Origin of the sequence: Bifidobacterium breve DSM 20213 = JCM 1192, from assembly GCF_001025175.1 — a bacterium.
Taxonomy (GTDB): domain Bacteria; phylum Actinomycetota; class Actinomycetes; order Actinomycetales; family Bifidobacteriaceae; genus Bifidobacterium; species Bifidobacterium breve.
This window is the reverse complement of the sequence record NZ_AP012324.1, coordinates 2,236,535-2,262,040: the sequence shown is the minus strand read 5'-3', so window position 1 is coordinate 2,262,040 and position 25,506 is coordinate 2,236,535. Positions and strand designations below refer to the sequence as shown.

Annotated in this window: 15 protein-coding genes, 1 tRNA gene and 1 pseudogene; 6 read left to right on the top strand and 11 right to left on the bottom strand. The window is 58.2% G+C overall.

Annotated elements, in window-relative coordinates:
• Positions 1–59 precede the first annotated feature (59 nt).
• The 3 genes from murJ to BBBR_RS10990 all read right to left on the bottom strand — a co-directional run bounded on the left by murJ (position 60) and on the right by BBBR_RS10990 (position 6,957).
• On the bottom strand, positions 60–3,839 hold the full coding sequence (gene murJ, locus BBBR_RS09815; protein WP_003827855.1) for a murein biosynthesis integral membrane protein MurJ: 3,780 nt from the start codon (positions 3,837–3,839) through the stop codon (positions 60–62).
• Positions 3,836–5,905, bottom strand: coding sequence for a DUF6049 family protein (locus BBBR_RS09810; RefSeq protein WP_003827854.1), 2,070 nt, complete (start codon positions 5,903–5,905; stop codon positions 3,836–3,838). The genes murJ and BBBR_RS09810 overlap by 4 nt, the downstream gene beginning before the upstream one ends.
• Positions 5,906–5,985: 80 nt before the next feature.
• Positions 5,986–6,957: an NUDIX hydrolase gene (locus tag BBBR_RS10990; RefSeq protein ID WP_015439368.1), complete on the bottom strand. Its 972-nt coding sequence runs from the start codon at positions 6,955–6,957 to the stop codon at positions 5,986–5,988.
• 86 nt (positions 6,958–7,043) lie between these two features.
• Here BBBR_RS10990 and BBBR_RS09800 point away from each other — a divergent pair, with 86 nt between their 5' ends.
• Positions 7,044–8,462 (top strand): CCA tRNA nucleotidyltransferase, encoded by a 1,419-nt coding sequence (locus tag BBBR_RS09800; RefSeq protein ID WP_003827852.1) that lies wholly within the window; start codon positions 7,044–7,046, stop codon positions 8,460–8,462.
• 128 nt (positions 8,463–8,590) lie between these two features.
• Here BBBR_RS09800 and BBBR_RS09795 read toward each other — a convergent pair whose 3' ends face one another.
• The 7 genes from BBBR_RS09795 to BBBR_RS09765 form a co-directional block, all read right to left on the bottom strand.
• A complete protein-coding gene (locus tag BBBR_RS09795) occupies positions 8,591–9,220 on the bottom strand; it encodes a LytR C-terminal domain-containing protein (RefSeq protein WP_003827851.1) in 630 nt (209 codons plus the stop codon).
• A gap of 45 nt (positions 9,221–9,265) precedes the next feature.
• Positions 9,266–10,213, bottom strand: a complete 948-nt coding sequence (locus tag BBBR_RS09790; protein WP_003827850.1) for a 4-(cytidine 5'-diphospho)-2-C-methyl-D-erythritol kinase — start codon at positions 10,211–10,213, stop codon at positions 9,266–9,268.
• Complete coding sequence (gene rsmA, locus BBBR_RS09785) at positions 10,210–11,139, bottom strand: 16S rRNA (adenine(1518)-N(6)/adenine(1519)-N(6))-dimethyltransferase RsmA (RefSeq protein WP_003827849.1); 930 nt, start codon at positions 11,137–11,139, stop codon at positions 10,210–10,212. Before rsmA ends, BBBR_RS09790 begins: the two co-directional genes overlap by 4 nt.
• Positions 11,140–11,159: 20 nt before the next feature.
• Positions 11,160–12,650 (bottom strand): aggregation-promoting factor C-terminal-like domain-containing protein, encoded by a 1,491-nt coding sequence (locus tag BBBR_RS09780; protein WP_025332548.1) that lies wholly within the window; start codon positions 12,648–12,650, stop codon positions 11,160–11,162.
• A gap of 315 nt (positions 12,651–12,965) precedes the next feature.
• Positions 12,966–13,039, bottom strand: a tRNA-Thr gene (locus BBBR_RS09775).
• A 132-nt stretch (positions 13,040–13,171) separates the two neighbouring features.
• Positions 13,172–14,149, bottom strand: coding sequence for a DsbA family protein (locus tag BBBR_RS09770; RefSeq protein ID WP_015439364.1), 978 nt, complete (start codon positions 14,147–14,149; stop codon positions 13,172–13,174).
• Positions 14,150–14,261: 112 nt separating this feature from the next.
• On the bottom strand, positions 14,262–16,430 hold the full coding sequence (locus tag BBBR_RS09765; RefSeq protein WP_003827846.1) for a serine/threonine protein kinase: 2,169 nt from the start codon (positions 16,428–16,430) through the stop codon (positions 14,262–14,264).
• Positions 16,431–16,937: 507 nt separating this feature from the next.
• Between BBBR_RS09765 and BBBR_RS09760 the strand changes: the two are divergent.
• Positions 16,938–19,840, top strand: a pseudogene (locus tag BBBR_RS09760) (glycoside hydrolase family 3 N-terminal domain-containing protein).
• Between the two features lie 124 nt (positions 19,841–19,964).
• Here the strand turns inward: BBBR_RS09760 and BBBR_RS09755 are convergent.
• Positions 19,965–20,531, bottom strand: coding sequence for a potassium channel family protein (locus BBBR_RS09755; protein WP_003827844.1), 567 nt, complete (start codon positions 20,529–20,531; stop codon positions 19,965–19,967).
• A 192-nt stretch (positions 20,532–20,723) separates the two neighbouring features.
• Between BBBR_RS09755 and BBBR_RS09750 the strand changes: the two genes are divergently transcribed.
• The 4 genes from BBBR_RS09750 to BBBR_RS09735 all read left to right on the top strand — a co-directional run bounded on the left by BBBR_RS09750 (position 20,724) and on the right by BBBR_RS09735 (position 25,484).
• Entirely contained in the window at positions 20,724–21,407 is a 684-nt protein-coding gene (locus BBBR_RS09750) for a DUF3990 domain-containing protein (protein WP_003827843.1), read from the top strand.
• The gene (locus tag BBBR_RS09745) at positions 21,388–22,038 is read left to right on the top strand and encodes a helix-turn-helix transcriptional regulator (RefSeq protein ID WP_003827842.1); all 651 of its coding nucleotides are present in this window, start codon (positions 21,388–21,390) and stop codon (positions 22,036–22,038) included. The genes BBBR_RS09750 and BBBR_RS09745 overlap by 20 nt, the downstream gene beginning before the upstream one ends.
• Before the next feature lie 298 nt (positions 22,039–22,336).
• A complete protein-coding gene (locus BBBR_RS09740; RefSeq protein WP_032738097.1) occupies positions 22,337–24,838 on the top strand; it encodes a glycoside hydrolase family 3 C-terminal domain-containing protein in 2,502 nt (833 codons plus the stop codon).
• The gene (locus BBBR_RS09735; RefSeq protein WP_003827840.1) at positions 24,831–25,484 is read left to right on the top strand and encodes a hypothetical protein; all 654 of its coding nucleotides are present in this window, start codon (positions 24,831–24,833) and stop codon (positions 25,482–25,484) included. The genes BBBR_RS09740 and BBBR_RS09735 overlap by 8 nt, the downstream gene beginning before the upstream one ends.
• Positions 25,485–25,506: the final 22 nt, after the last annotated feature.

Sequence of the window (25,506 nt, the reverse complement as noted above, 5' to 3'; positions counted from 1 at the left end):
CGAAAGCCAATAGACACCTCTATGCCAACAGCGTGACGTTGCCGGCATAGTCGCGACTTTTAGAAGACTTCAACCTTCTGAATGTACAGCTGGTTCTGCGGCAGGCTATCCAGCGGCACCCACAGAACCAGATCCTGTGTGTTGACGACCTTATCGAACTTCACCTCAGTGGTACCGCCCTCGGCGAATACAAACTCGGCCACCTGTTCGCCTTGGGTCGGATCCTCCGTGGTATTGGCACGGATATAGCCCTTGCCGCCAGATGTGCGGATGGTGATATTCATGCGGTACACATCATGAGGCTGGTCAAGATGGACGTGGTAGCCGTAACCGGACTGCCCGGCAGGGTTAGACAGGAAGTTCCCGCTGGCCACCGTAAAGGCGGTGCTGTTCTCGTGACGCGGCTTGGGCACCGACTGGGAGTCCTTATCCTCGGTGACCTTCTTGGGGTTCGTCTCCGTCTCTGTCTTGGTTTCGGTCTTCTCCTGAGATGAAGGCGTAGAGGAATCCTTGGACGAGGAAGTGCCATCTTCCTCACCGAACGGCACATCATCCACATTGACATCCGGCCAATTGCCTTCCGAATTCTCAGAAGAGTTCGCCGCATCTGCAGGGTTTTCCCCACTGCGCTGCAACGCATGCATGGCCCAGAACGCTGCGGCAACCACCACAATCACGGCCACGATAATGGCAACAACCTTGGTGGTCATCGATCCAAAAAGCGTCTCGTCTGGCAGAGCATCATCCTCATTGCCAGTGGGATGATCCTTCGGGATAAAGCTCGGCGGCACGGACTGGACTTCCGCCGCACGTGCCTGCTCTTCCTCCAGCGCGCGCTGCGACTCCTCACCAGGGCGGATTTCACGGCCGGAAGCATCAAAAATCGGAATACGGCTGGTGGTCTCAGCAGCGGTGGGCTCAGGCACGCCGGCCGCGGTGGGAATCGGCACGGTCAGCCGGGAGTTACCGGTCAAGTTGGTCGGAGCCAGTCGGTTGTACCAGTCTCCGGTGTCTTCGCCGGAGAGGTTCTCCTTTTCCCAGGCTTGCGAGAAATTGAAGTCGAAAATGCTATGAGCATCTGCCTGACCATTGGTGCCGGATTCAGCACCAGCGGCCACTGCAGGTGTCGCGATGGACAGTGAAGGCAGCTGCTGGCTGGTGACAATGTCATCAGGAATCGGAACGATGTCGGCCTCGTCCGTAGGGCGCAGCTGCACCTTGACGATGGAGGATTCGCCGTCAGTGGTCGGCAGGGCGATGTCAGTGCTCGACAGCGCAGTCAGAGGCTTCCAATCACCCAACAGTGCGTCCAGTTCGGCCAGTGAGGCCATCGGCATGACCTGCTCGCCTTCATCGGCCAATGCCAGGCCACGCTTGCAAATAACACGGAACTCGCTTGGAATATCCTGCCCAAGCAGATGCAGATCGAATTGCGGATCTACCTGGCTGGTCGTGTTGGTGAGCAGTGCATATAGCAACGCAGCAAGCTGACGCACGGCATGACGCTCGGCGCCATCATCGTTTGCCGGATCGGTGCCGGACATATCTGCCAGAATCGGAGCGAACGGAGCATCGGAAATCTCGATGCCGGAGGCAGTGAGACGCACGGTATCAGTGGTCAGCATGGCAGTGCCGGCGGTACTGGTCAGCATGGGGCGGATGGCCTGAACGGTTTCGCCAAGAATGGAGCGCATGGCGTCGTAGCTCAGTATGTCGCCGGTGGCACTGGCACGGTAATCGGACACAGACAGGCCACTGTCCATTGCGGTGACGGCAATGAGCACATCGGACTGTACGCGGTACTTCAGCACCGGCACATAGTGCTCGGGGCGGGTGGCCGCAAGCTCGCCGGCAATGGTGTTGACCGTGTCCAATGCCTTGCGATTGGACACTAGGAACAGCTGGCAATCCTTTGCCAGCACGCGATCATTGGCCTGCCAAGCCTCGAGGCCGGGTTCCTTACGCAACGAAGACACCAAGGTGTAGCGGTTAAGGATAGTATCTCCCAATTGCGGTTTCATCTGCTCGTCAGGCTCCATGTGATCAGCATTCGTCATCGCTGACATTCTAGCCGTGGGACTGGCCTGAATGCCATCGGCCTCAGGCATGATGCTCGCAGCAGTATCAGCATTATTATTGTCTTCTTCGGATTGCGGTTCGTCAACGGATGTGTTGGCGGGTTTTCGCCTGAAACGGGCGGTTATCGAGTGGACGGCATCGTTCAGTTGTGTGGCGCGCAGTGCCCAGAGCACGCCGATATACACCACGGCCAGCACGAGAGTCAGTACGATGCAGATTCCCAATGCGGACAGCCAGCTCATCTGGCCGCCGGTCTCTTGGATGGAGGCACCGAAGAGGTCTGCAACAGGGGTTTTCGCCAGCCAGACCACAACGCCGCCGATTACGGCCGCTGCCAACGCCTTGCCGTATGTCTGCACAACCGGCTTGCCTTCCAGGCTGCCGCCGAATCGTTTGCGCAGCATAAACAGCATGAACGGCAGCGCCAATAGCACACCGGCGGATACGGAACAGGCAATACCCACGATCCACTGATTCGGCGGAAGCACCAGCATGCCGACAATCATGAGTGCCGTGGTGAAGCCGTATTGCAATACCGCGGCGAGGAACGGGTGCAGGCCGTCCTCAAAGGCATAGAAGGTACGTTGAATCAACAGGAACGCTGATATGGCGGGGATGCCGCAAGACAGCGGAATCAGAGCGTAGGCGATGAGCACGGTCTCATTCATCGAGACCGAAGGCAGCAGCGCGCGAATGATCGGTTCGGGGTAGACCACCAGCGCCGCGGCGAAGAACAGCACCAGCAGCCCTACGTTGCACAGCGCATTGCCCAGCTGCTGACGTGCCGCATGGAAGTCCTGCGCTGCTATCGACCGCGAGATGAGGGGGAATACGGCGGTGGAGACGGATACCGCAATCAGCGAATACGGCAGGATGTACAGGGTGAAGGCGTTTTGGTAGGTAGCATTGCCGGCAACGTCGTACAGACTGACTCCGGTGAGCTCATGCGCACGCTGCGGGGCCAGCGTGGCGATTCGGGTCAGCACGATATCCGAAATCTGAGTAATCGCCACCACACCCAGCGATCCCAGCGCCACAGGTCCCATCGCCTTGAGACCAAAGCCGGTCAAGCCAAAGCTGGGACGGTATTTGAAGCCCAGGCGAATCAACGGCACGAACAGGATCAGTGCCTGAAAAGCCACGCCGAGCGTCCATGTACCTGCGGTAAGCGCCACTTTGCCCGAGGTCCAGAAATCAAGCGGCTGTTCGTTGGCCTTGCCGAACAACATGATGAATGCGGTGAATCCGGCGCAGCTGATGACATTGGCTCCGGTGGAACTCCACGCATAGGAAGCAAAATGATCTTTGGCGGCCAGAATCTGACCAAGCACCGTATACAGGCCGTAGAAGAACACCTGCGGCATGCACCAGAGCGTGAACGCAGTGGTCAGGGCAATCATCTCATGATTGCTGCTGCCCACGTACAGACGCGCCAGCAGCGGTGTGGATGCGGCCATCACCACAGTGACGGCCAGTAGAATGCCGATGGCCAGGGTGATCAGTCGGTTCAGTCGCTCCTGAGCGTCCCTCTCCTTCAACGTGCGCACGATTTGCGGCACCAGCACGGCATTGAAAATACCGCCGGACACCAGTGTGAACACGGTTTGCGGAATCATCGCACCGGCCTGATAGGCATTGGCCGCCAGACCGGTAGTGCCGATGGCTGCCGCCAGCAAAATAGTGCGGATTTGGCCGGTCACGCGAGAAGCCGCGGTACCGGAGGCCATAATCAGGGAATTGCGGCCTACGGTAGAACTCATTCGTCAGGATCCTTCTTACGGTTGAACTGGCGCCATAAACCAACGAGGCCCAGCAGTACTGCAAAACCAATGATGACGAAACCACTGGCATCGCTGATGCGCAGCACACTGGTGATGGTGGTGTCCTGTGTGTTGCCGAAGGCGGTGTTGTGCCGATCGGCCAACGACACATGTGCGACGGTGGTGCCGGAAGTGGACACACGGATGGTGAAGGTCACCTGAGCCTCACTACGTGCGGGAATCACAACATCATTGGAACGGGAGGTCACGATTTGCATGGAATCGGTGATCGAATTGACCTTGACGCTGACGGCGTAAGGCAGCTTATTGCTTACTGTCACCGGCATCTGGGCCGATTCGCTGAATACCGACACCGATTCGGATGGGGTGATGTACACGCTGCCCAACACCGTATCGGCGAACGTCCGGTTGGCTTTGGCTATCTGGCTCTGATACTCGGCATCGCTGGAGCCGGCGAACGCATGCAGAGCGATGTCGTCATGCGCGTTCAACAGCGTGCTCACCCATTGTGCGGGATCATTGGTGTGGCTGGCGGTTGAACTGGCATCTTGACGGGCAAGTGCCTGCGGGTTCAACGATGAGACATCGTCTTCATCAAGACCCTTCTTCAGTATGGAAGTGGCGAGCCGCAGGATGTCCTTACGACTTGAAGAAAGCTGTTCCAGGGTGGCACGGGTTTGGGAGACGTCGGCGGCATTGGAGTCGTCCTGGTTCACCTCGCTGCTGACGCTGTATGGGTCGGCAGCGGCCATAGTGTTCAGATCAGTCAGATTCAGCCACGATGCCTGTTCCATAGCGCTCATGACCTGATTGATCCATGACGCGCTGCTATTCCTGGAGAAGGTCATCAGCAGGTTTCGGGTGGCATACGGCTGTTCCATTTGATAGAACGCGCTTTGTGCGAGCATTCTGGCCAGCCTGCCCGCATCGCTGGCTTCGGCCGTTGCCCGTGCGCTGGTAGCTTCACCATGCGCCAACGTGCCGAGTTCCGACTGTTCCTTGAGCACGGTGATGTCTCCGGCGGAGGTATTGACCACATAGGTGCCGGTATGCACGGTGTCGGTTTGCTCACCGTCAAACGTGGAATCCGCAATAACGGCGGTATATCCCTGAGCGCGGGCCTTGGTCAGGGCGTCCAGGCTCCACGTGCCGGATCCCTGCCAGGCATAGGTGGCAGTCGGCGTGACGGTGGATTTGGCCACAGCATACAACGTCTGCGCCTGTTCGGCGTTCCATGCTTCGTCGGCGATGCCGGCTCTGGTATAGGCATCGGCATCGTTCAGCGCCGCATACGCCGTGACATCAAAATCACCGGGTTGCATGACTCCCGCGACGGCAGGTCTGGTATCGGAGGGGAGTTCCTGGAAATACAACGGATCGGCCACCACTTGCAGGCTATGGTGTTTGGCCAAGGTCTGGTTGAGTTCCTTGACCGTGGTGGTTTCCTGCTGGTTCACCGATAACACCGGCTCTGCGGATGCATTCTCATCTTCGGAGACAAGGCCGGACAGCGCGGAGGAATCAACCTGCCAGTCAGTGGTGGTCAGCGGCATCGCCACGGTGAGGTTCATCGCCGGAGTCTGCGCGGTGTCGAGCCCGTCAGGAGAACGGGTCAGGAAGCTGGGGAGCATGGTTGGCGGCTGGTTTCCGGCGCTGTACGACAACTGCAGGGGCTTGGGACCCCAGCTGCGCATACTCTGCAGAGCCTGCTGGTCGGCCGCCACGTCAAGGGTGACGGTTGCAGTGTTGCCCGGCGCGATTTCAGGAACATCAATGCTGCCGAGCACATCCGGGGTGGGAATGGCGGTATCGCCTTCCGCCCATTTCTGCATATCAGTGCGTGAGACGAATGTGAACCGTGAATTTGTGCTGAGAATCAGTGACCCCGCCGGTGCCGTATCCGATGAGGCATTGGTAATCGCTACCGTGATATGGAATCCGGAAGAAGCGGTGACTATGGGCGTACTCTGCTCGATGGCGATGGTCTGACCGGCCTGATCATCAGGCGAATCATCGGCATATGCGGTCAGTGGGGCGGCCAGCATCGCCGTGATGACAAGAATGGCCGCAAACGCGCGTACGAATCGTCCACCATGGCGTGAGCGGCATAAGACTGCGGGTAGGTTCACTCGTTTGCCTGCCTGTTCTTCTTTCTGGCGTATAGCCACGCGATTTTGCGCTCGTTGGGGTAGCTCAGCACGTCGTCCAAATCATCGAACCGCACCCAGATGGCGTCTTCGGCTTCATGATCCGGATCGCCTTCCACGGTGAGCTCGCCGCCGGTCTGCCGCAAGGCATAGTGATGCACCAGCTTGTGCACGCGCTGCGTGGTTCCGGTGAACCAGTAGTCGATGGTGGCGATGGAATCGATGACCTCGCCCAAAATGCCGGTTTCCTCGTGCACTTCACGCACGGCGGTCTGCTGTGGAGTCTCGCCCTTCTCGATATGCCCCTTGGGCAGGCACCATTCCAGATGGCCGGAACGAGAATGACGGGCGATGATGGCCACGCGATTCTGATCGTCGAAGATCAGTCCGCCAGCCGAATATTCGCGTACCACCGGTAGTTCCTGTGCATCCAGGGACGCAAACGTGGTGGGGCCGTCGGAAGTGCGGCGTTGCGGCATCATGGCCGGTGTCGGGCCAGTGGGAGTCGGTGTTGTGTCGGCGGCGCGTCGGCCGAATACGGTGGCCGGCGTCGGCCCGGTTTGGGCATGAATGGGCTGCGATGGTTCCTGATGAATCGGAGCGGGTGATGTCTCGGTTTCGATGCTGCTCTGCGCGATCGATTCGGTTTCGGCCTCGCTGTCAATGCCGTCGGCTTGCCCCTCGATGGTTTCGCTTGAGGTGGCGATGGTAACCGTGGCATGCATGCCAAACACGGTTGCCGGCGTCGGCATGGAACGTTCGGTTTTATCAGTGTGGTCAGCCGGCTGCGTGTCAGTGCCGGCTACGTTGTCCATAGTGTCGTCGGATTGCGCGGAATCGGCGGAATTCTGCGGCGTCTGAGACGTATACAGCAGCTGGTCTTGGGTATGGTTATCCGTCGAATCGGGTGTTTGCCCAAGCATGCGGGCAAGATCGGCGGGCGTAATCATATTCTCCACCTTACTCAACCCCGTGTGCAGGTGGGGTAACGGTATGCTGGTAAGGCAGAAAAATGTCACATACGGGAAGGTGCCCATTGGATTTCGAAGTGTGGCCCGAGGCCATCGAACTCGGTCGACTGTTTGCCGAACAGGGTTATGAGCTGGCATTGGTCGGCGGCCCGGTCCGCGATCTGCTCCTGCACCGCAAGAGCCACGATCTGGACTTCTGCTCATCCGCGCGCCCGGAACAGTTCGAGCCCATTCTGCGCCGTTGGGGGCATGACGGTTTTTGGGATATGGGCCGCAAGTTCGGTACGTTGGGTGCCATGCGCCGGCGTGCGGACGGCACCGAGGTCAAGGTTGAGGTGACCACCTATCGGTCGGATACCTACGATCCGGATTCGCGCAAGCCTGAAGTCAATTATGGCGACACGCTTGAAGGTGACCTCTCACGCCGCGACTTCACCGTCAACGCCATGGCCCTGCGTGTGCCCGATCTGGAATTCGTTGATCCGTTCGGCGGTGCCAGCGATTTGGCCAAAGGCGTGCTGCGTACTCCTGTTGATCCGAGTCAGTCATTCGATGATGATCCTCTGCGTATGATGCGTGCGGTCCGATTCGTGGCTCAGCTGGGCTTTTCCATTGCTCCCGATGCTGCGGAGGCGATTTCCTCGATGCGCGATCGCATTGAGATTGTATCCGCCGAGCGCGTACGTGATGAACTGACCAAGATGCTGTTGTCTGACCGCCCTCGCGCAGGGCTGGAAGCACTGGTCGAATCAGGTCTGGCGGATATCGTGTTCCCCGAGATTCCGGCGTTGCAGTTGCAGATTGACGAGCATCATCGGCACAAAGATGTCTTTGAGCACACGATGATCGTGCTTGAACGGGCCATCACTCTGGAAACCGGCCCGGATGGCCCGGTGCCCGCTCCTGACCTCACGTTGCGTCTGGCCGCAGTGATGCATGATATCGGCAAGCCGAAGACCCGACGTTTCGAGCCGGGAGGCAAGGTGAGCTTCCATCATCATGATGCGGTGGGTGCCAAAATGACCCGCAAGCGTTTGAAGGCTCTGCGATTCGATCATCATCTGGTGGAGGACGTCTCGGAACTGGTGAACCTGCACCTGCGTTTCCACGGGTACGTGGATGAGCCGTGGACCGATTCTGCCGTGCGCCGTTATGTCAAGGATGCCGGGCATTTGTATGAGCGTCTAAACCGACTCACTCGCGCGGATGCCACTACGCAGAACAAGCGCAAGGCGATGGTGTTCTCCCAGGCGATGGATGAGATGGAGGCGCGTGTTCGCGAGCTCAAGAAGAAAGAGGATTTCGACGCCATTCGCCCTGATGTGGACGGCAACGAGATTATGGAACTCTTGGGTCTGGAGCCCGGACCGATGATTGGCCGCGCCTACAAGCATATGCTGGAATACCGTCTGGATAACGGCCCGGTGGATCACGATGTTGCCGTGGCCGAACTCAAGCGCTGGTACGCCGAAATAGAGGCGTAATGCATAAATGAGAGCTCCCGCTGGTGGGAGCTGGCTCACGGAGTGAGACTGAGGGTGGTCAACATATGTTATATAAACCACCCTCAGTCACTTCGTGACAGCTCCCGCCAGCGGGAGCCAAAGTGGGATTACTGCGCCGGGTAAGCGGTGTGCTGCGTATCGGCGGGAATATTCGTCATCTTATCGGCGGCCACGCACCCCGTGAAATCAGTGATTTTCTTGCCTTCCTGCGGGGATGACTTCTCATCTTTCAGATCGTTGAAGGTAGCGCCGAGCACCACGTCGATAAGCTGGTCCTCGCGGGCGTTCATCACCATGGCGGCATCGGTGAAGTTGCCGGCCACAGTGTAGGCCTGATTAATGGCGTTCTTGCCAAAGTAGATAGTGGTGCGTTCGACGTTGGTGCTGGAGTAGTTGGTTGCCTCCTGCATCACGAAACCGCGGGCTTCCAGTGCCTTGCTGACCGCTGCGGCAAATTGGCTATGCTCGGTGCCGTTCATCACACGCACGCCGACAGTTCCATTGGCCACGTACGTTGCCTTGCCATCATCGCCCTTGACAGCGCAGGGAGCGGCATTGCCGTAGTTTGGCGCGGTGGCCGGTGTGTTAATCTGCCCCAGGCCGAACACATGGAAATTAAAGAGAATGGCAACCACCAGAATGGCTGCAAGCACTACGCCACTGATGGAGAACACGATGGTCTGGCGGTGGCGTACATATGTCTTGCGTGCCTGCCGTTCATCAATTTGCTGCGTCATCGTTAGACTTCCTTCATGATCATGTGGCTTGTTGCTACATTAGCGTTACTGGCTGACTCCGATAATGGGGTGTGCAGGTGCACTGGCCTTGATAATGCGGTCGACCATACCGCCGTTGCGCCAGGCGTCGATAATGCGCTGCGCTGTGGTGCTGTCCGGTACGAAAGCCACCACCGACGGTCCGGAACCGGAGACGAATGCATGACGGGCACCGGCGTTCACAGCGGCGTCAATGGCCTGACCACTGCGCGGATGCAGACTGATGGCCGCCGCCTGCAGATGATTGCGATCGTCATTGCCGGGACCGACCGCATCAAACGTGTGATACACCTCGGGAGTGCTGAGCTGCGACTGATACGCGCCGACCAGTACCTCTCCGGCATATCCTTGGCCGATGAGATTGCGTTCTGCGGCACTGCCTGCATCAATGACCTCGATGCGTTCGCCGAATCCGGTGCCGTGCGCGAACCCGCCGGACAGACAGAATGGCATATCAGCGCCCAGTGTGGCGGCAATGGTACGCAGGCGTTCCATTGGCCAGTGTAATTCCCATAGCTGATTGACGGCCAGTATGGTTGCGGCCGCGTCTGCCGAGCCGCCGCCGAGACCGGCGCCTACGGGGATGCGTTTGGTGATGGTCAATGCCACATCGGAATCGCGGCCGGCCGCCTGGGCCATGGCGAATAATGCCAGGACCGCGTGGTTGCGGCGCATGTCGCTGCTGGATGAGGCCAAATCGCCCAGATGCGCGCCTTCGAGTTCCAGCGAGAAGCCGGCTCCCGGATGTTTGGCGGTGGCGGTAATGGTGTCATATACCCCGATGGCACAGTAGATGGTGTCCAGTTCGTGACGACCGCCCCATTCATCGTGCGTCGGGCCGACCTCCAGGGTGAGGTTGGTCTTGGCCGGGCAATCCACGCGCACGGTCAGTGCTGCCGGCTCATCCAATTGATCGTCATAAGCGGGGCGTTGACGGACGGCTACCGGAATCATTGCTCCACCTCGTCAGTGGTAGGCGTGGCATGTGATGTGGATTGAACCGCTGCCGCCAATGCCGCAAATTCGGTGACCGTCAGCGTTTCACCGCGTCGGGTCGGGTCAATGCCCGCCGCTGCGAACGCTTCGGCGGGAACAATGGTTTTCAGCGCGGCATGCAAGGTCTTGCGGCGCTGCCCGAAAGCGGCATCGATGAGGCGGAATACCAGTTCACGGTCCGCGGAGGACTTGCCGTGGGAAGGTGCCTGCGTATCATCTGCGGCGTATCTGGTGAACTTCACCAGTGCGGAATCCACGTTCGGTGCCGGCCAGAACACATTGCGCCCAATAGTGCCCACTCGTTCGGCAGTGCCGTACCATGCAAGTTTCACGCTTGGGGTGCCATAGATCTTCGAGCCGGGCTTGGCGGCCAGCCGGTCGGCCACCTCTTTCTGCACCATCACCAGGAAAGATCCGAGGCTATCGAAGCGTTCAAGCAGGGTGAGCAGAATCGGCGTGGCCACGTTGTACGGCAGGTTGGCCACCAAGGTGAAGCTGGTATCGCCGTTGAAATCAGGCACATTATCCGGGGTGACTGTCAGCGCATCCCGATTGACGACGGTCAGGCGATCGGCGGCTTCGGGCATGAACTCGGCTACGGTGCGGGGCAGGCGTTCAGCCAGTGGCGGGTCGATTTCCACGGCGGTCATCGTGGCACCGGTTTCCAGAATCGCCAACGTCAATGAACCGAGGCCCGGACCCACCTCCATGACATGATCATTGGTCGTGACATCCGCTTCGCGCACGATACGACGCACAGTGCCGGGGTCAATAACAAAATTCTGGCCGAATTTTTTGGTCGGACTGATGCCGGCCTCGGCTGCGATGCGGCGAATATCGGCCGCACCCAGTAGATGGCCAGTGGTGGAGGTGTTGTTGCTCATCAGTGCTTCCTTGTGTCCGATTAATACCAGCCGGTTTGTTCCGAATGCTGCCAGGCTACGGACGGGCTGCCGTAGCGTTGGGCGATGTACCACAAGCCCCAATCGATTTGCACGGCGGCATCATCGCGATAGTTGGCGCCGAATGCGGCCATTTTGCTGGCCGGCAGCGACTGCGGTATGCCGTAGGCGCCGGATGACTTATTTTCCTTGTACCAGAGCCAGCTGGATTCACGGTTCCACAGTTTGACCAGGCAAGTCCAGTCGTTGCCGGTCCAGCCGCGCTGGGCTGCGGCGCCGGCTGCATAGGATTGCGCCTGAGCCACGGTAGGATGCCAAAGACGGCCCGATGGAGCCGGATCAGGAGTGGGAGTCGATGGCGAGCTATTGTCGCTTCCGGTGTTCTCATTTTGAGAGTTATCGGTACTGCCTGTGTTGCCGCCGGTATTACCGGTATTGCCACTGGTATTGCCCGTGTTGCCCGTACCGCTGTCGTTCTTATTGTCAGTAGTACCGGTGTTCTCGGGCTTGTTGGGCTTATTGGTATCGGTGGGTTTGCTGGATTCGTTGGACGAATTATCTGCGGAATCATTTGGCTTATTGGATCCGGAATTGCCCTGATTGTTGTCAGTGCTGCCGGAATCGGTGGTGGATGATTCAGCCTTCGCTGGACCGATGGCGATGATCTGGTCAACGGCCATCGTGGTGACGTTCTCGGATTGTAGTGTTTCCGATTCGGCAACGCCATCTACATAGGTGACGTTATAGATCTGCGTCTTCTCGCCGTTTTGCCCTTGCTGGCGGATCTCGGACTGCCCCGGCGCCAGATTAGGGTCGATGACGGTCTGTGTGGAGAACGGTACGACCACGGTGCGGTTTTCCACGCCATGCGTCACGCGCTGCACGCGCAGAATGGTCTCATCGCCGTTCTTTTCCACGCTGATGCGATCCTCTTTGCCCAGCGTGATGCCTTTGGAATCCAGAATGGATGCAGCCGGCAGTTTGCCATTGGGGGCTTCGGAAGTCTTACCGTCCGCGATGACGGTGACCGGGCCGGATTGGTTGATGACCAGACCGCCGGTGAGCTGGTTGTACACGTTATTGATATTGACCGTGATTTTGGCGGCGTTGGCGTTGTTCTCCTCAAAGAAGCCGAGCAACTGGTCTGCGCTGGTGGCCACGGTCCAGAATGGTACGGAAGTGCCGTCAATGGTGATGGTGGTTTGGTATGCGGAACGCACGGTGACCACGGCATGATCGGCAAGCTGATTGCCGGACGAGGTCTCGACGATGTCATGGGTTTTCACGTCGATGCCCTGCTCCTCGAGCAGGCGGGATGCGGTCATAGCGTAGGTGGTGACCTGGGTGGTCTGGCCATTGATGTTTAGGGCCACGGATTTTTTTGCGGTGAATGCAAACGAGCCGACCATCGCCACGGTGAGTGCCGTAGCACAGGCAATTACGCGGATGCGACGCAGTGTAACAAACCGCTGCGGGGTCCAACGCCGTGCCATAGATGTTCCTCTTCCTTACTGCTGACAACTACGCCACCCATCGTAACGGCTGGTCTGGTTTGCATGGCTTATTCGTTCGGCACTATCACCATTCCTGCTCGGTTGCAGGACGGCAGAGAAAAGAAAAAAAGGGGGGCGGGAGAGAAGGGGATGTTCCCGCCCCCTTTAAGGCGCGGAGCTAGTTGGGGGACGCTCCGCCCTCATTCCAGGAAGCCCATAGTTGGGGGGAAGGCTCCTGGAGCACTTACCCAAGGTAAGAATGATGTGCGTAGAAAAAACTACGTATACCCATAATACGCTTTTTCCTGCGCGACGAGCCTCTTGTCGGGATCGAACCGACGACCTGCCGCTTACAAGGCGGCCGCTCTGGCCATCTGAGCTAAAGAGGCATAATCCCAACGTGCATAAGCAGTGTTGCGAACAAATGACTAGTATACCGGTAGTTCCCGAGTGGTCAATTCGGGCGGAGGCGTGAGCGGCCCGGTCGACGCCGGTCCTAGGGCATCGACCGGGCCGGTGCATCAGGAGGCCACTGAAATCGGCTTGCCGTCCGCGCCGATTGAAGGCATCTTGCCTCCCACGCCCACCTGGTCGGCGTCCAATCCGATGGACTTGAGGAATCCGTCCACCATGCTGGTATCCGCCAACGTGAGCTGCTTCAGATCCCAGTATTCACCGTTGATGGTCAGGGTGGGGGAGGAGAAGGCGCCGGAGCTGTTGAACAGTTCGGGGCGCAGGATCGTGTAGTTGTTGGAGGCGGTGAGCCAGTCGAGGTATTCGTTCTTGCCGCTGAACGCCGCGGCGGCCACATCCTCGCTCACGCCGGCCTTGACGGCCTGCTTCTCCAGCTTGGCGTTGCCTACCGGCTCGTAATTGGACAATTCGCCCGGCTGGAAATCCTCAGCGTAGATATTGGAGAGGTAGCTCATGAGGTGGTGGGGATCGTCATCATGCTCGGCAATGTAGATGGCACCGTTGAACGCGCGGTTGGAGTAGTTGTCGGAGCTCTTGTTGTCCTGGAAATTGAGGAAGTGCAAATCGATGTTGAGCTGGCCGGCGTTCATCAGCTTGACGAGCGTTTGATCGAGCTGGCGGTTCACCGAGGCACAGCCGGGGCACAGCGGTTCCATATAGATGGATATGGTGGGAGCCCCCTCGGCCTTCTGGCCATACCCTTTGTTGGAGATCACGAAGCCGGCCTTGTCGTCGGCGTTAGCCGGCTGGGTGCTGACTTTCTTGAGCTTGCTGTAGGCCTCGTCCACGGTCATGTTGCTTTGTTGGCTACTGCTGCTGGTGTTGGACGGCTGCATGGCCTTGTATACGGCGAATCCAGCGATGGCCACCAGCACCACGATAATGGCCACCACAATGCAGCCGATGATGGTCTGCTGCTTACGCTCCTTGGCTGCCTGTTCGGCCTGCGCCTGCTGGGCCGCCGCCTCGGCCGCACGTCGCTCGGCGCGGGTGGCGCGCTTAGCCTGACGCTTCGGATCTGACATGGATCTCCCCTTGAAATCGCTTCGATATTTGGGGCCCATCATAATGACCGGCCCTGAGGAAGACCGCGTACAGATCAGCTGGGAGGTGAATTCCCTGTAAAAGTAATGCAGATTACGCCAGCGGGACCCAACTGATTGGCATGCCCAGCAGCGGCAGCGCGCACAATACCAGCGTGATGATGATCCATAGGGTGAGTAGCACCGTGCCGCGGCTGCCTTGCCGAGGGATTGATGCGGCCGGCAGACCGTCTGCCCCTGGTTGCGCCATCGGTTCGAGGTCGTTGTGCCTGATGCCGCGCAGCACGCCGGCACCCAACCGGGGCATGGCCGACTGTGGCCCGAATACGGTGATCAGCCAACCGATGGCCATGAACCCACCAAGTGCCAGACCGGAGACGGAGAACGGCATATCATCCAGCAGCGGAACCGGAACGCCCCGGCTCGCAGTGAAATACCACGAGATGGTGCGCACCGGCAGTCCCAACGCGGCCACGGCCACGGCGATACCGGCCAGATAGACGATGGTGAGCAGCAGTAGTTTCGGTATCGACAGCAGCAGCGCCTTGACGATGTGCCACGGCAGCGTTGCCACGCGAATCAGCGAATCGGAGCTTTTGCGCTCGCCGCCGCGTCGGCCTTCGCGCTCCAACTGAGACTCAGTGTTATATGCCAACGTCAACAGCAGCCAGAGCAGTATTTCGGCTGCAATCAAGGCGATCAGCGGGAAACTCGCAGCCAGCACGGCCAAAGGCACAGCGAACAGGAACAGCGGCAATACCCCGCGTTGCAGATACATTCCACGACGCACATCCGCGGGATTGGGTGCAGGCGGGCCTTGGATAAGCGCCTCGGTGGGAACGCATTGCGCGGTCTGGTTGATGACATGCTGCAATGCGGGGCGAATCGCTGGATCCACAGCCGTGCTTTGCCCGTCGGCCGGGTTCCATCCGTTCTGGCCTAGTGGCACTGGCTGTGGTGCAGGCAGTACGGCGGTACGTTCGGATAGTGGCGTGGTAGGAGCAACCGGTGGTTCATCGCTGATGGGCACCGTACGCTGTGCGGCTGGGCGTATCGCCTCGGTGGCGTTTTCGGTGGCATTGCCTACGAGTTGTGTTGCTTCATCATCCGATGAGAGATTGCTCCCAGCGTTGGTAGTTGCCGGGAATGCTTCGGTTGCCGTGCCGTCGCTGAGCGTCGGCGAAGACGATGAGTCGATTGCCGCCGTGGCGTAGTCGTCCTGACGCCAGATGGCCCGCGGATTATCGCTATCCGCGTCGGCGGTTGCGCCAAAAGGGGGCATCGCCTCGGTTCCAACTGCATCGGCGGCAATTGTGGCAGCCGTTCCGGCAATGGCGCCGGCGGCGAACGGTCCGGCCTGAGTGCCTTGCCACACGCTCGGATCCAGTGCGTCCACAGCGATGGTGTTCAGCAATTGGTCCGGCGTGCAACGCTTTGACCGGTCGGGGTTCAGGGCGGATCGGAACGCGGCCATCGTGCCGGCCGGCAGTCCGGTAAGGTTCGCGTTGCCCGATGCTTCGCGCTCCAGCACCGCCATCATCGGCTTGGTGCCGAATACCGGTGCGCCGATCGCAGCAAAAGCGAGTACGGAGGCCACCGACCACCAGTCGGTCATCTCATCGGATTCAGCGCCGTCAATGATTTCGGGGGCTATGAACCCCGGTGTGCCCATCACCAGTCCAGTGCGGGTCACGTGGCTTTCCCCCTCGCCCATGGCGATGCCGAAGTCAACCAGCACCGGGCCGGCGGCGGAGACCATCACATTGGTGGGTTTGATGTCGCGGTGGACGATGCCGGCCGCATGCACGGCTTTGGTGGCGTCGATGAGTTTACGGGCCAGACGTTCCAGATCGTCGCCGATGTAACGGCCGTTGACCTCCACGTCTTCCTTGAGATTGCGGCCCTCGATGAGCTCGGTGACAATGAACGCCAGCGAATCATCGAGTTCCATGTCAACGATGCCGCATACGCCCGGATGATTGACCTTCTTCAGCGCCATGGCCTCACGACGTAGGCGCTCGCGCGGCGTGATGTTGGGTTTGAGGTCCGGGTCGTGCGCTGCTGTGTTGGCGGAGTTCGAGGTTCCCGATTCGTCGGCCAACGAATCGCGCAGAATCTTCATGGCATAGGTAGTGCCGCCATCGTCGCGCACACGCCATACCGACCCCATGGCACCCGCGCCGAGTCGGGAGACCAGCGTATACCCGCCAACCACTTCGCCCGGTTCAAGATTCAACGCGTTCAAATCGCTCATGCCCTCCATCCTAGCTTGGTGGCGTCTTTGGAGTGGTGCTTGGGCGTTCAGCGTCACAAATTCAGGAAATAAGGCGCAGTCTCCTGAATTTCTGACGCTGACGGTGCCTCAGTGACAGATTTTCAGGAAATATGGCCTTGTTTCCTGAATTTGTGACGCTGACGGCATCTGAGCGACAGAAATTCAGGAGGTGTGGTCTCATTTCCTAGATTTCTGTCGCTGAGCGACCGGTAGCGACAGAAATTTGAGAAAAATGCCGTTTACGTATCAAGAAGTGCCATTTACGTCATATTGGATGAGTCGTGGGCGCGAATGTGGTAGCAGATTATGCGCTCGAAATGACAGGATAGGTGTGTGGGCGGGTGCGGGCCATGCGAATCTGCCACCCTAGAATCATCGGCATCAAGGATGTGTCGGCGTAGCGACCCGATGGAGAGCCAGGCAGACATATCCCAGACGATGACCGCGATGCAAGGCAGTATCGCGCAGACACAGAAAGAATAGGAGAAAGACCTCATGCTGGATATCAATATGTCCGACGTGATCGCCGTCCTCAAATCGTTAACACCATATCTTGTGGTGCTTGGCGTGGTGTTGGTAGCGGCAATCATCATTACGTTCGCGGTCAATAAGAAGACTGTACAGAACATCAGTGTTCGTAAGCTGGTGCATTCCGAGTCATGGCTGGTAGTGCTGGTAGTTGTAAGCGTGTCCATTGCTCTGATGCTTACCGGCCCTATGGCCACTCTGCTGGGCAACGCAACCGCCAAGAAGTACAAGTTGAGCGATGAAACCATCGCCGCCGCTAATACACAGGCACAGGATTGTACAGCGAAGCAGTCACCATGCTGCAGAACAATGAAGATAATCTGCCGATTAGCGGCACCAAGAAGCTGAATGTCTTTGGTTGGGGTTCCACGCAGCCGATTCTCGGCGGTTCCGGCTCCGGCTCCATGTCCAACGAACATCCGATGGCTTCCATCCTGAGCGGCCTGAAGCAGGCTGGTTTTGAGACCAACAGCGAATTGACGGATCTGTATACTGCGTATCGTACTGATCGCCCGGTACTCAACATGTTCCAACAGGATTGGACCCTGCCTGAAGTGCCGGCTGACCAGTACTCAGATTCTTTGATTTCCGATGCCAAGTCCTTCTCCGATGAGGCTGTTGTGGTTATCACCCGTTTTGGCGGTGAGAATGCTGATCTTCCTCGCGATATGAAAGCCGAGAGCGTTATCTATAACAATAATTCCAAGGATTACGAGGATTATCAGCAGGGTGAAAGCATTCTCGAGCTGAGCCAGACCGAGAAGAACATGCTCGATCTGATCTCCAAAAATTTTGAGCATGTTACTTTGGTATACAACGGTTCCAATCCGTTGCAGTTCGACTTCCTCGCCGACTACCCTCAGATTAAGTCAGTGTTGTGGTGTCCGCCGGCAGGTCAGACCGGTTTTAACGCCCTTGGCGATATTCTCGCTGGCAAGGTAAACCCGTCTGGTAAGACCTCCGATACTTTTCTGAAGAACGTGCGCAGCACACCTACTCTGAACAACATCGGTAACTTCCCGTACGACAACGTTGAGGATCTGGCTGTTAGGGTTAACTTCGTTGGCAGCGAGTACACATCCAGTCCGACGTTCGTGAACTATGTTGAAGGCATTTACGTGGGCTACAAATTCTACGAAACTGCTGCCGATGAAGGCTTGATCAACTACGACGATACGGTGGCGTTCCCATTTGGCTATGGCCTGAGCTACACCGATTTCTCTCAAGAGATGGGTGATGTCTCCTATAAGAACAGTAAGGTCAGCTTCGATGTGACCGTGACCAATACCGGTGATAAGGCCGGCAAAGATGTGGTTGAGGTCTACTACAACCCGCCGTACACCAATGGCGGCATCGAGAAGGCTTCTGTGAACCTGGCTGCTTTCGAGAAGACCAAGGAGCTGAAGCCGGGCGAATCCGAAACCGTGAAGATTGAGTTTGATGATGACACTATGGCCTCCTATGATGCCACGGATGCCAAAGCCTACGTGCTCGAATCCGGTGACTACGAGGTGTCGTTGCAGTCCGACTCTCACACGGTGATCGATTCCGCCACCGTGAACGTGCCGAAGACCATCACTTATGATTCCGATTCGAATACCCACAATGGCGATCAGGTTGCAGCCACCAACCAGTTCGATGATGCCGAGGGCGACATGACCTACCTGTCTCGTGCTGACCACTTCGCCAATTACGAGGAGGCCGTTGCCGCTCCCGCCAGCATGTCTATGTCGGATGAGGCCAAGAAGGCGTTCAGCAACAATGACACCTACAATCCGGCGGAGCACGACAATGCCGATGATGAGATGCCGACCACCGGCGCCAAGAATGGCGTGCGTTTGGCTGATTTGCGCGGTAAGGATTACGACGATCCCCAGTGGGATAAGCTGCTCGATCAGCTGACCTTCGACAACATGGACAATATGATTGCCATGGCCGGCTACGGTACTGCAGCAATCAAGAACATCGGCAAGGTAAAGCTCACTGACCTCGATGGTCCAGCCGCGTTGATCAATAACTTCACTGGCGTCAGCTCCATTGCCTTCCCCTCGGCAGTTGGCATCGCCAACACGTGGAATAAGGATCTTGCCTCGGAATTCGGCAAGACCTTGGGCAAGATGGCTCGTGAAATGCATGTTGACGGCTGGTACGCACCTGGCATGAACATTCATCGCTCCCCATTCTCCGGACGTAACTTCGAATACTTCTCCGAGGATGGTCTGCTCTCCGGTGTGATGGCTGCAGGCGAGATTGCCGGTGCGCGTTCACAGGGCGTGTACTCCTTCATGAAGCACTTCGCCCTGAATGATCAGGAAACCAACCGTACCGCCATGCTGGTCACCTGGGCCAACGAACAGTCCATTCGCGAAATCTACCTGAAGCCATTCGAGATGGCTGTCAAGGATGGCGGCGCGCAGGCGGTAATGACTGCCTACAACTACATTGGCCCCACCTACGCTGGTGCTAACCCTGCACTGCTTAACACCGTCCTGCGCGATGAATGGGGCTTCCGAGGCTTCACCCTGACTGACTACTTCGCTGGCTTCGGCTATCAGAACGCCGATCAGGAGATTCGCAACGGTGGCGACGCCATGCTCGCCACGATGGATGTCACCAACCATGTGACCAGTAAATCCGCCACCTCGTTGAAGGCCATGCGCACCGCTGCGCACAACATCCTCTACACCGCAGTCAACAGCTGGCAGTATGAGAATGGTGAGCCCAAGACTGAGCTGCCAATCTGGCAGACCGGCATGTGGATCGGGATTGCGGTGGTATTCGTGCTGTTCATCGGTCTTGAAGTGGTGACCATTCGCCGCTTCATGGCCCGCCGCAAGCCTGCTGTGGAGGTGATTGCCTCTGAGAAGTGACCTTTGGGCAATCGGAATTACTTTCACTCCTTCGTTCTGATTGTCTGAATAATCAACGTATCCGCTGAAACCATCGCTGTCCTATTGATGGTTTCAGCGGATACGTTTTTCTTCGTTGCACCAATCATCTCCGCTCAAGCTCAGCGCGTAAACCGGCCACCATGGCGGCCAACTCGCGCACCTCCTCACGCAACAACTCGATTTCGGGACTGGGCGGCATGGCCGCAGCAGAGCCTGGCGCGGCTGCCCGCTTGTTCCCCTCAGGCACACGAGCCTTTGCCGCAACGGATGCGATGGCTTCCTGCGCAGCTTCCTTGGCTACTTCCTTCTCTCGCGCGTCCTCGCGCCGGTCCGTCTCCAGATTGACCTGGTCGACGATCCAAGAAGCCAGCGTGGCTGTCGCGATACCAATTAACGCAATACCAGTGAACATCAGCACCACCGCAATGATCTTGCCTTGGAAAGTCACCGGCGAAAAATCGCCATACCCCACGGTGGTCACGGTCACGAACGCCCACCACAGCGACACCACATAATCAACAACGAACACCACCCAGATCACATTGATGACGGTCTCGCACAGCGCGATATGCGTACGGGAGAGAATCTCCCACGAATACACCACCAGAAACACCACGGACAACACCATCAGCGGCCGGTCCGTCCACTTCTTCCGAGTCTTCAGTCCCATATTCCGATTGCAGCGGCGCACCTGCGGCGCCACTGCGGAGTATGACTTCAGACATCAGTGTTGTATACGTTCGTATACATTTCACATTGTGTACGAACGTATACAACGGTATCTTTCAACCCACATTTCCCTTATGGATATCACTGTGGTGATATAATCAAAAATATGTAAGGAGAGGGAAGGAGGAGGCCAATGGAGACCTCGTCGATCGAACTGTGGCACGGCTCTTCGCATGTCATCAAACATCCCGAATATGGGATGGGCAAGCCGAACAACGACTATGGTCGCGGATTCTATTGCACACGCAGCATCGAACTAGCGAAGGAATGGGCGTGTGCTGGGCTGGATGACGGTTTTGCGAATCGATATACATTGACCACAGATGGGCTCACTTTTCTGGACCTGTCTCAACCGCCCTACACCATCCTAAATTGGCTGGCATTGTTGGTCGAAAATCGTCGTTTTCAGCCGACTACCGCCGTCGCCGCGCAAGGCATCGAGTATTTGCGACAAGTGTTTCTGCCGGATATCAGTCAAGCTGACGTGATTGTCGGTTATCGTGCCGATGATTCTTATTTTTCGTTCGCCCGCGCTTTTGTCAATAACGCGATTTCCCTTGACCAACTCGCTGACGCGATGCGATTGGGTGAGCTTGGCAAACAGATCGTGCTTATCAGTTCCCGTGCATTTGCCGCACTCCAATTCCAAGATTGTGAGATCGCCCGCGCTTCGACCTACCACGTATTGCGCAATGAGCGCGACGTCACGGCCCGTGAAGCCTACCGTCGCAAAAGTGCGGAAGCCGATATTGACGGCTTGTTCATGCGTGACATCATCCGTGAGAAAGTGACCAACGATGACCCCCGCTTACGATGAGACGTATCTGCCTGATGCCATGGTCAATTTGGCCGGCGCATTCGATTATGCGCTGAACGATTGCGGATTGCCGGCCAGCTTGTTTATAGATTTCTTTGTTACTTCTGATGTTGCTGAACTCTTCGGTCGGGGCGTGCCCAAATATGTGTGCGGCATGTCCGGCGAAGAGCTGGTGGCCGAAATCATGCGGCAAACCGGCTGGACTCGCATTATCGATATGCCACCCGCCACGCCGCGTACTGGTGCAACACTCGAATACTGGGCCGGCTGGGTGCTTGCATACTGCCAATGGGCCAGGGGAGTGCGGTTCGAGGATATTCTCGAGGTGCTGCCGTTTGACGATATTGTGCGACTGTACCCGACTTTGCACGAAGCCGGCGAAAGCCGATTCGTCGACGTATACGACGAGCGGGCCGCCCGCAATCGCATTGAAGGCGACTCCCGGCTGCACACGATTCGCGTGCGCGCCGGACTCAGCCAATCCGAACTGGCCCGTCGTTCTGGCGTCACTTTGCGCTCCGTCCAAATGTACGAACAGCGCCACAAAGACCTCGGCAAAGCCGCTGTCTCTAGTGTGCTTGCCCTAGCCCGCACACTTGGTTGCCGTATCGAAGATTTGTTGGAACCGTAGCTTCTCAAAAAGATTAAGAAGCTACGGCACAAACTTCTCAACAATTTTGAGAAGCTGGACGCTGAGTCGTTGCTTTCTGGAACTTGGCAGCACCGCAATGTGCGCCTCTCCCGACCGATTGTGCGCGCGAAACGACAGGTTGTGTAATACGGGCAGCGCGGCCCGGCCGAACCTGATTCAATCAAACTAGCGGCGAATCGTGTGCAACTCCAGGCACTGCGCGGATGCGGTGCCGGCAATGTGGCGCAGGACGGTTCGTCAGACAGACGTACAACAGTGCAGTGCAAGGGAGAACGATATGGAACTTGAAGAACTGTCGGTCGCCGAGAAAGCCGCGATGCTCTCCGGCGGCTCCGAATGGGATTCCCGCGGCAACGAGAAGGCCGGCATCCCCAGCTTCGTGATGAGCGACGGTCCCCACGGCGTGCGTCGCCAGCTCGGCGAAGGCGATCATCTGGGCCTGGGTGCTTCCAAGCCCGCCACCTGCTTCCCGACCGCCGGCACCGTGGCCAACTCATGGGATTCGGCGCTCGCCGAAGAGATGGGTGAGGCCCTCGGCAATGAAGCGCACGATCTGGACGTGAATGTGCTGCTCGGCCCGGGCCTGAACATCAAGCGCAATCCGCTGTGCGGCCGCAATTTTGAGTACTATTCCGAAGACCCCATCGTGGCCGGCCGCATGGCCGCAGGTCTGATCCGCGGCATCCAGTCCAATGGTGTTTCCGCCTGCCCGAAGCACTTCGCGGTCAACAGCCAGGAGTTGCGTCGCCAGGCCTCCAACTCCGTGATCGGTGAGCGCACGATGCGCGAGATTTATCTGACCGCGTTTGAAATCGCCGTGCGTGAGGCCGCTCCGATGACCATCATGACCTCGTACAACGAAATCAACGGCGTCTACGCGCATGAGAACAAGCACCTGCTGCAGGATATTCTGCGGGATGAATGGGGCTTCGACGGCATGGTCGTCTCCGACTGGGGCGGCTCCAATTCCGCCGTGGCCGCGGTCAAGGCCGGTGGCTCACTGGAGATGCCGTCTCCTGGCTACACCTCCGTGCGCGAACTCGAAGGTGCGGTCACGGCCGGTACCTTGTCGGAAGCGGATTTGAATGCCCGCGCGGCTGAAGTCGCCAAGATTGCGCGGATGACCAAGACCGAGGGTGTTGGCCGCGATGATCTGCTTAAGGATGCTGTCGCCGCCGCACACCACGAGGTGGCTCGTAAGGTGGCTGAGAACTCGTCCGTGTTACTCAAGAACACTGTCATCGGCGCTCCGGCCCGCAATGGCGAAGCCAATGACGCTGGAATAGCGAATTCGGCGGTCTCCCCGGTCCTGCCCCTCGCCGCAGGCACCCGCGTTGCCGTGATTGGTGACATGGCCAAAACCCCGCGATTTCAAGGCTCCGGCTCTTCTAAAGTGAATGCCACCCGTGAAGAAAACATCCTTGATGAGCTCAAGAACGCCGCAGCAACCACCGGCGTGACCGTGGCAGGCTACGCGCAGGGTTGCGACCGTCAAGGTGCCAAGAACCAACCGTTGGTTGACGAAGCCGTGACGCTCGCTGCCTCTCAGAATGTTGACGCGGTAATCGCCGTCGTCGGCCTCGACGAACGCAGCGAATCCGAGGGCCTCGACCGCTCCACCATGGCCATCCCGCAGGTACAGAACGACTTGGTCGATGCCCTGACCGCCACCGGCAAGCCCGTCATCATTGTGCTCGTGGCCGGATCCCCGGTCGAGCTGCCATGGTTCGATGCCGTGTCCGCAATCCTGTACGTCGGCCTGTCCGGACAAGCGGGCGCATCCGCCACCGTGCGCGCCCTGACCGGCCAAATCAACCCATCCGGTCACTTGACCGAAACCTGGCCGATCAGTTACGCCGACTGTCCGTCCGCTGGCTGGTACCCGGCCATCGGCCGCGACGCCATCTACCGCGAGGGCCCGTTCGTTGGCTACCGCTACTACGAAACCACCAACGTGCCGGTCCGCTTCCCATTCGGCTACGGCCTGAGCTACGCCACTTTCACCTACAGCGACCTGACCGCCGACGAAACCGGCGTCCAGTTCACAGTGACCAACGATTCTGACGTGTCCGGCGCCACCGTCGCCCAGCTGTATGTGTCTGGCCCCTCCGAAGGCGTGCTACGCCCGGCCCGCGAGCTCAAGGGCTTTGCCAAGGTTCAGCTTGACACGCGCGAATCCAAGACCGTGCGCATCGAATTTGACCGCTACACCTTCCGTCACTTCGACACGGCTGCTAACGCATGGCGCATCGAATCCGGTGTATGGACGCTGGCGGTCGGCACCAACGCCGAAAACCTGCCGCTGACCTGCGAATTTGCAGTCGCCGGCGATGTGGACGCCACCCCCGCCAACCCGGCGCTCGGCCACTACCTCACCGGCGACGTCAAGCACGTGACCGACGCCGAAATGGCCGTGCTGTTCGGCCACGAGGTCATCGCCCCCGGCAAGCCCACGACCTTCGGCGTAAACGATCCGATCTCCAGCTGGGTCGATTCCAAGGGCTTCACGGCCCGAACCATCGCCAAAACACTGGCCAACCGTGAGGCCAAGACCCGCCAGAAGACCGGCGCGCCAGACCTCAACATGCTGTTCATCCTCAACATGCCCCCCAGGGCCATGAGCAAAATGACCCAGGGCATGGTCGATTCGGCTATGGTCGACGCCATCGTCAAAATCGCCAACGGCCACACTTTCCACGGCCTCGGCAGTATCATCGCGGGCCACTTCCGCAACCAATCCGCCAACAAGCGCACCGCAAAGGAGCTGAACAATGACTGAGAACGCAAAGCAGCCCGCCGCCAAGGTGAGCACGAACGGCATCGTCGCATGGTGGATGCACACGTGGGGTGATTTTCAGAGCAAGCACCCTGTGCTGGCAAAGTGGGTCTATCAGATCTTCTACTTCTTCGTGTTCAGCATGGGTGTCACCATCGTGCAGTACCTGATTTTCACGTTCATGCCATATCTACTGGGTAAGGATCTGGCCGGTACGGAATTCATGTGGCCACAAGTCAACATGAGCCTGTTCGGTGTGGACTTTACGTGGAGCCTGCTCGGTTACAACGTGGTGCGTGACGCCGCCGGTGCTGTGGTCATTGGCGGTGGCCTGGGCTACTTCATTAGCTATGAGGTGGGCTCGTTCATCGCCCAGTGCATTAACTTCCCGCTGCAGCGCAATATCACCTTCAAGAGCCATGGCAATCCGGTGTATCAGGCAATGTGGTACTTCATTGCTTGGGTGGCTATCTCGCTGATTTGCAATGGCTTCAATAATTTATGGATGCCGATTGCGCAGGCGTATGTGCCGTTGGCCGTGTACAACCTGCTGGTCACCTTTATCACGGGTGGAGTCTCGATGATTATCTTCTTCTTCGTGTTCAAGATAATCTTCCCCGAAGGCGAAGCTAAGGCCGAGGCGGAGTAATTCGTGCCACATCAATTCTGAT

Excerpts from the sequence above, each read along its gene's own strand:
- BBBR_RS09810 (WP_003827854.1), bottom strand. The coding sequence starts at position 5,905 with ATGCTGGCCGCCCCACTGACCGCATATGCCGATGATTCGCCTGATGAT.
- murJ (WP_003827855.1), bottom strand. The coding sequence starts at position 3,839 with ATGAGTTCTACCGTAGGCCGCAATTCCCTGATTATGGCCTCCGGTACC.
- BBBR_RS09750 (WP_003827843.1), top strand. The coding sequence starts at position 20,724 with ATGGAGACCTCGTCGATCGAACTGTGGCACGGCTCTTCGCATGTCATC.
- BBBR_RS09745 (WP_003827842.1), top strand. The coding sequence starts at position 21,388 with ATGACCCCCGCTTACGATGAGACGTATCTGCCTGATGCCATGGTCAAT.
- BBBR_RS09755 (WP_003827844.1), bottom strand. The coding sequence starts at position 20,531 with ATGGGACTGAAGACTCGGAAGAAGTGGACGGACCGGCCGCTGATGGTG.
- BBBR_RS09740 (WP_032738097.1), top strand. The coding sequence starts at position 22,337 with ATGGAACTTGAAGAACTGTCGGTCGCCGAGAAAGCCGCGATGCTCTCC.
- BBBR_RS09790 (WP_003827850.1), bottom strand. The coding sequence starts at position 10,213 with ATGATTCCGGTAGCCGTCCGTCAACGCCCCGCTTATGACGATCAATTG.
- BBBR_RS09780 (WP_025332548.1), bottom strand. The coding sequence starts at position 12,650 with ATGGCACGGCGTTGGACCCCGCAGCGGTTTGTTACACTGCGTCGCATC.
- rsmA (WP_003827849.1), bottom strand. The coding sequence starts at position 11,139 with ATGAGCAACAACACCTCCACCACTGGCCATCTACTGGGTGCGGCCGAT.
- BBBR_RS09735 (WP_003827840.1), top strand. The coding sequence starts at position 24,831 with ATGACTGAGAACGCAAAGCAGCCCGCCGCCAAGGTGAGCACGAACGGC.
- BBBR_RS09770 (WP_015439364.1), bottom strand. The coding sequence starts at position 14,149 with ATGTCAGATCCGAAGCGTCAGGCTAAGCGCGCCACCCGCGCCGAGCGA.
- BBBR_RS09765 (WP_003827846.1), bottom strand. The coding sequence starts at position 16,430 with ATGGAGGGCATGAGCGATTTGAACGCGTTGAATCTTGAACCGGGCGAA.
- BBBR_RS10990 (WP_015439368.1), bottom strand. The coding sequence starts at position 6,957 with ATGATTACGCCCGCCGATCTTGCCCGCATGCTTGGGCAAACACCCGAT.
- BBBR_RS09795 (WP_003827851.1), bottom strand. The coding sequence starts at position 9,220 with ATGACGCAGCAAATTGATGAACGGCAGGCACGCAAGACATATGTACGC.